Below are 4,594 nucleotides of genomic sequence, written 5' to 3'. Positions count from 1 at the left end.
AATTTATCTTTATCAAGAAAAAGCTAATAAAAGCAAAGATGTAGAATACTTAGGGCAGTTTTTAACTAACGTTAATAAGGTTTTACCTGAGGTAAAGGTTAATGCGAGGCTAGAACAAATTGTAGAACAAGAAGCAAAAGATTTAGCTGAACAAAAAATACCTCATCTCTTAAATAAAGTGATTTTTAATGAATTTGTAGGAAATCCTTTAGATTTTCATAAAAGTGAGTTTCATGAACACACTTATGATATTCATCTAGTTTTTGCAGGAAAGGAAACTTATATCTATCAGCTCAGGTCCTTAGATGAAAAAGCAAAAGTTGAAGCTGATCCTGAACCAGCTCATGATACGATCTTTGCATATGATCTAGAAAACTTTAAGGTTACAAGTTTAGAGCAGGGAGAGGGGGTGATTATTAATCCAAACATTATCCACTTTGCAGGTTTTCAGGTAAGTGACTCTAATTGGATTAAAAAATGTGTGGTAAAAATTGATCAGAGATATGCTCAATTATTTGGGTTAGCATAATATAACTACTAAGCTAATGTTGTAATGTAAGTTTATATAGAATGTAAGCAAATATAACATGTAAGTTAGTAGAAAAAGCAAATGAGAGGAGTTTTTGCTCCTCTCATTGTTGTTTTTAGCTTTCAAATTTAAAGTAATCGTTATTGTAGAGCTTAAGAATGCGAGTACAAACGAAGTGAATCGCATAACCTACAACAAATGGGATCACTAAATATGCTAAAACAATGTATAGTAATTTTGCAGGTGAATCCATTAAAGCGTAAGCTTTAAGAGGTCCAATTAAAGAGATATAACCAAAACCTGCAGAAGCATTATCCCCTACGATACCAAGTACAGCCACAGCTAAACCATTAACGGCAGCAAGAATAAACATAGGTACGAAGAGGTAAGGACGCATAATAAGTTTTGGTAACATCATTTTGATTGTACCAAAGAAAATTGCAATAGGTACACCAATTTTGTTAGCTTTAAAACTTGCAATAATTAAGAAAGTTGCAGCAGAAGCAACCCCGATATTTGCAGCCCCTGATGATAAACCATCTACCCCAGTAACTAAAGCTAGAGCTACAGATGAAAGAGGTGAAGATACCGCAAAACAGAAAGTAATTGCAAGTAGTGGACACATGATGTAAGGTTGTAATTCAGTGAAATATTTGATTAAATCACCTAAATAGGTTGTTACTAGACCTACATAAGGTGCTAAGAAGTAACCAATATAACCAACACCAACCCCGACAACGATTGGTTGTAAAAGTAGAGTTAAAGAACCAAATTTATTTTTAATCAATAGGGTAGCACCAGCTGCTAATGAAGTTGCAACTAATACGTTTAGGATATCCCCTAAACCTTTTACTGCAAATCCAGCTGCGATAGTTTTAGTTTGTTCTACTCCATCTACTAAAATAGTAAAGGTTTGAGCTGGAACAAATTGTACATTACCAGCAGCCACATAAGCAACTAAACTTAAACAAGCTGCTTGGAATGGATTAAATTTAAAGTTAACCCCTACCAGGAAACCAATTAATGGTGCAGTAGCAAATTGAATTACAGTTGCAACAAATTTTAGACCTTGAGCAACTTTTGAAGTTTCGGTAAATAGTGTAAGTAATCCACCAATTGCAGCGTTCGCAATGAGGGCGGCCACAATACCTATGGCCATCCCATTTAGAACATTTAAAGTAAACTGCTTAGCGGTTAATGAATTTTCTGTAACAGGTACAGGCGCTTGTTTTACTTGTTCTGACATTTTAATATATTATTATTTAACAAAAGTGTAAGGAATGCCTTGAGCTTTTTCTTTACCATGAATAAATCTTGTAATTAATTCACAGTAAGGTGCCCATTGCCCTGCTGCTTTTAGCTTGCGAGATACATAGCCATTTAAGTAGTCAACTTCCGTAGGACGTTTATTAGCTACAAGATCTTGCCACATAGATGGGTGATGATCCACGCCTGCAAAAGCTGGTGTTAGGAAAGTATAACCCCAATCAGTAAACTCGTCAACATTAAAATGTACGCCTTCAAGTGCAGCAGCGGCAGCAAATTCTGAAACGATTTGACGCACCACTTCTTTAGACTCATCCATTAAACCTTGTTGACGCATATTCATATCTAAAAGAGCACATACACTATTGGTCATCCCATTTAAACAAGCTTTACGCCAAGTTGAGTAGGCAATGTCTTCAGAGTAAGTAGCAGGCATAGTACTGTCATTAAAAGCTTTAACTACAGCTAAGCATGCTTCTTTTTCGTTAGGATCAATATTTTTCATTTCGGTATTTGAGTGAGATGATAATAAGAACTCACCTGGACCTAAGAGTTTAGCCGTACAAACGGTTACACCCATTAAAATATGTTTATCGTCAAAGTATTTACGTAGAGTTTCAAGGTGACCTAGACCATTTAGTAAGCAGAGAACTTTAGTATTTTCTTTTACTAAATGCTTAACGTCTTGCACCATTTCTTCAAGTTGCATTGACTTAGTGAAAAATAACACTAAGTCAAAGTCACCTGAAACCTCTGATGGATGATACATTTTTAATGGAGATTGTTCTCTTTGGTCTACGTCAGTAATACGTAGACCATGAGTTTTTACTGCTTCAAGGTTAGCTTCCCATTTGTCACAAAGAGTAACTTCATTACCACCTTTATGTAATACGTGACCAAATGTAGCTCCCATAGCACCAGCACCGGCAACAAGAATTTTCATATTTTACCTCCGGTTATTCAGCATCACAAACTTCAACTAACCAGCCGTGTTTGTCTTCACCTTTACCTAATTGGAGGTTTACTAACTCTTCATATAATGAACGAGTATATTCACCAGTTTCACCACCATTGATGGTTACTTCTTCAACTTCTTTTGTTGTTGGGTTTTCACGTACTAAAGCACCAACTGGAGTAACTACAGCTGCTGTACCAGTACAGAACATTTCTTCTAGTTCACCTGTTTTAGCTTTTTCAAATAAGTCATTTACATCTAAACGAGCTTCATGTACTTTTTCACCACGATCTCTTAGTAATTGTAACATAGAGTCACGAGTAACACCTGGAAGGATTGAACCAGTTAATGCTGGAGTGTAGAACTCACCATTTACTTTGAAGAATACGTTCATAGCACCACCTTCTTCAACATAACGGTGTTCTTTAGCGTCTAACCATAAACATTGTTGACAGCCGTATTGTTCAGCTTTTAATTGACCTTTTAATGAAGCTGCATAGTTACCTGCAGTTTTAGCAAAACCAACACCACCTACAGCTGCACGTACATATTCGTTTTCAACGAATAAACGCATAGGTTTTAAGCTACCTGTAAAGTATGCACCTGATGGAGAAGCCATTACCAAGTAAGTAACTTTTTTCGCTGGGTGAACACCTAAATTTTCTTCAGAGTTAAACATTAAAGGACGTAGGTATAAAGATGTACCTTCAGTGGTAGGAACCCAGCTACGATCTACAGTAACAAATTGTTTTAAAGCTTCTAATGCAAACTCTTCATCTAATTTAGGTAAAGAGATGCGATCAGCTGAGTTATTAAGACGTTCGAAGTTCTTTTGTGGACGGAATAAGTAAACTTTACCACCATTATTGTAAGCTTTTAAGCCTTCGAATACAGCTTGACCATAGTGTAAAGCACCACAAGATGGGTCTAATTGTAATGAACCATAAGGGACTACACGAGCATCGTGCCAGCCTTTTTCTTCATCCCAATCCATGACAAACATGTGATCTGTAAATACACGACCAAAACCTAATTGATCTTCTGGAACTTTTTGTTTAGGATTTTGAGTTAATTCTACACGAACTTTAGCATTTGACATTGTTGTTACTCCAATAAAATATAATTGACTTAAAAGCTAGATTTAATTTAAATCTAGGAGAACACTAGTTTATATAGTGTAAACAGTTCCTATAAATATAGTCAAGAGCAAGAATAAAGAATTTTATGATCTTGAATATAAGCAAGGGAAAATCAAACAAACATAAGTAATAGTTTAAAACTATGTAAAACCACTGTGGATTTTAGATAGATTTTAATAAGATAATTAGTGTTATATTAACGACTTTGAGTTAGGCAAAGCTAAAGGGGAATTTAAATTTAAAGAGGAAAAATCAAAACTCTATTAAGTGAAGAAAACTATGTACCAAAACTTATACCCATAATGTAAGGTATATTTAAGAAGAAAAATATAGAGGTAATGATTTAAGGATTTGTTTGGATGAAGTGAAGATAGGAGAAGTTTTAGATTAGTTACTAATAACCTGATTAACGCTATCTTCAAGTCGATTTAAACTTAAAATTCTTTTAGCTTGCGTAACCCCGAGTTGAGGAGGCTCTAAAAGACTTTAAGCTCTAAACTCAACTTGAAGTTACAAGATAATAATGACGTTAATAATGTTACTAATAATAATCATATTAAAAACTCTCTAATTGGAAAATAAAAAATTGAAGTGGTTAAAAAATTTAAGGGAAAACCCAAGAAGATTTCTTGTTTTTTTGTTTTCCTTTGGTGTAATTCCATTCTACTGAATCTAAAAAATAAAAGCAAGAAGAAAAATTAAAAA

At 34.5% G+C, this 4,594-nt stretch carries 4 protein-coding genes; 1 reads left to right on the top strand and 3 read right to left on the bottom strand.

Annotated features, from left to right (window positions below):
• Positions 1-529, top strand: a 529-nt coding sequence (locus tag CKF59_RS04470) for a YhcH/YjgK/YiaL family protein (protein ID WP_222985587.1), incomplete at its 5' end; no start/stop codon positions are given.
• Between the two features lie 115 nt (positions 530-644).
• Here CKF59_RS04470 and CKF59_RS04465 read toward each other — a convergent pair.
• The 3 genes from CKF59_RS04465 to CKF59_RS04455 are packed head-to-tail and all read right to left on the bottom strand — an operon-like array spanning position 645 to position 3,849.
• Entirely contained in the window at positions 645-1,775 is a 1,131-nt protein-coding gene (locus CKF59_RS04465; protein WP_119534775.1) for a PTS sugar transporter subunit IIC, read from the bottom strand.
• Between the two features lie 12 nt (positions 1,776-1,787).
• Positions 1,788-2,738, bottom strand: coding sequence for a ketopantoate reductase family protein (locus CKF59_RS04460; protein WP_119534774.1), 951 nt, complete (start codon positions 2,736-2,738; stop codon positions 1,788-1,790).
• A 13-nt stretch (positions 2,739-2,751) separates the two neighbouring features.
• Positions 2,752-3,849, bottom strand: coding sequence for a branched-chain amino acid aminotransferase (locus tag CKF59_RS04455; RefSeq protein ID WP_119534773.1), 1,098 nt, complete (start codon positions 3,847-3,849; stop codon positions 2,752-2,754).
• Positions 3,850-4,594 lie beyond the last annotated feature (745 nt).

Source organism: Psittacicella gerlachiana (genome assembly GCF_003585965.1).
Taxonomy (GTDB): Bacteria; Pseudomonadota; Gammaproteobacteria; order Enterobacterales; family Psittacicellaceae; genus Psittacicella; species Psittacicella gerlachiana.
Note: the sequence above shows the minus strand (reverse complement) of the source record. Positions and strands in the feature narration are given on the sequence as shown.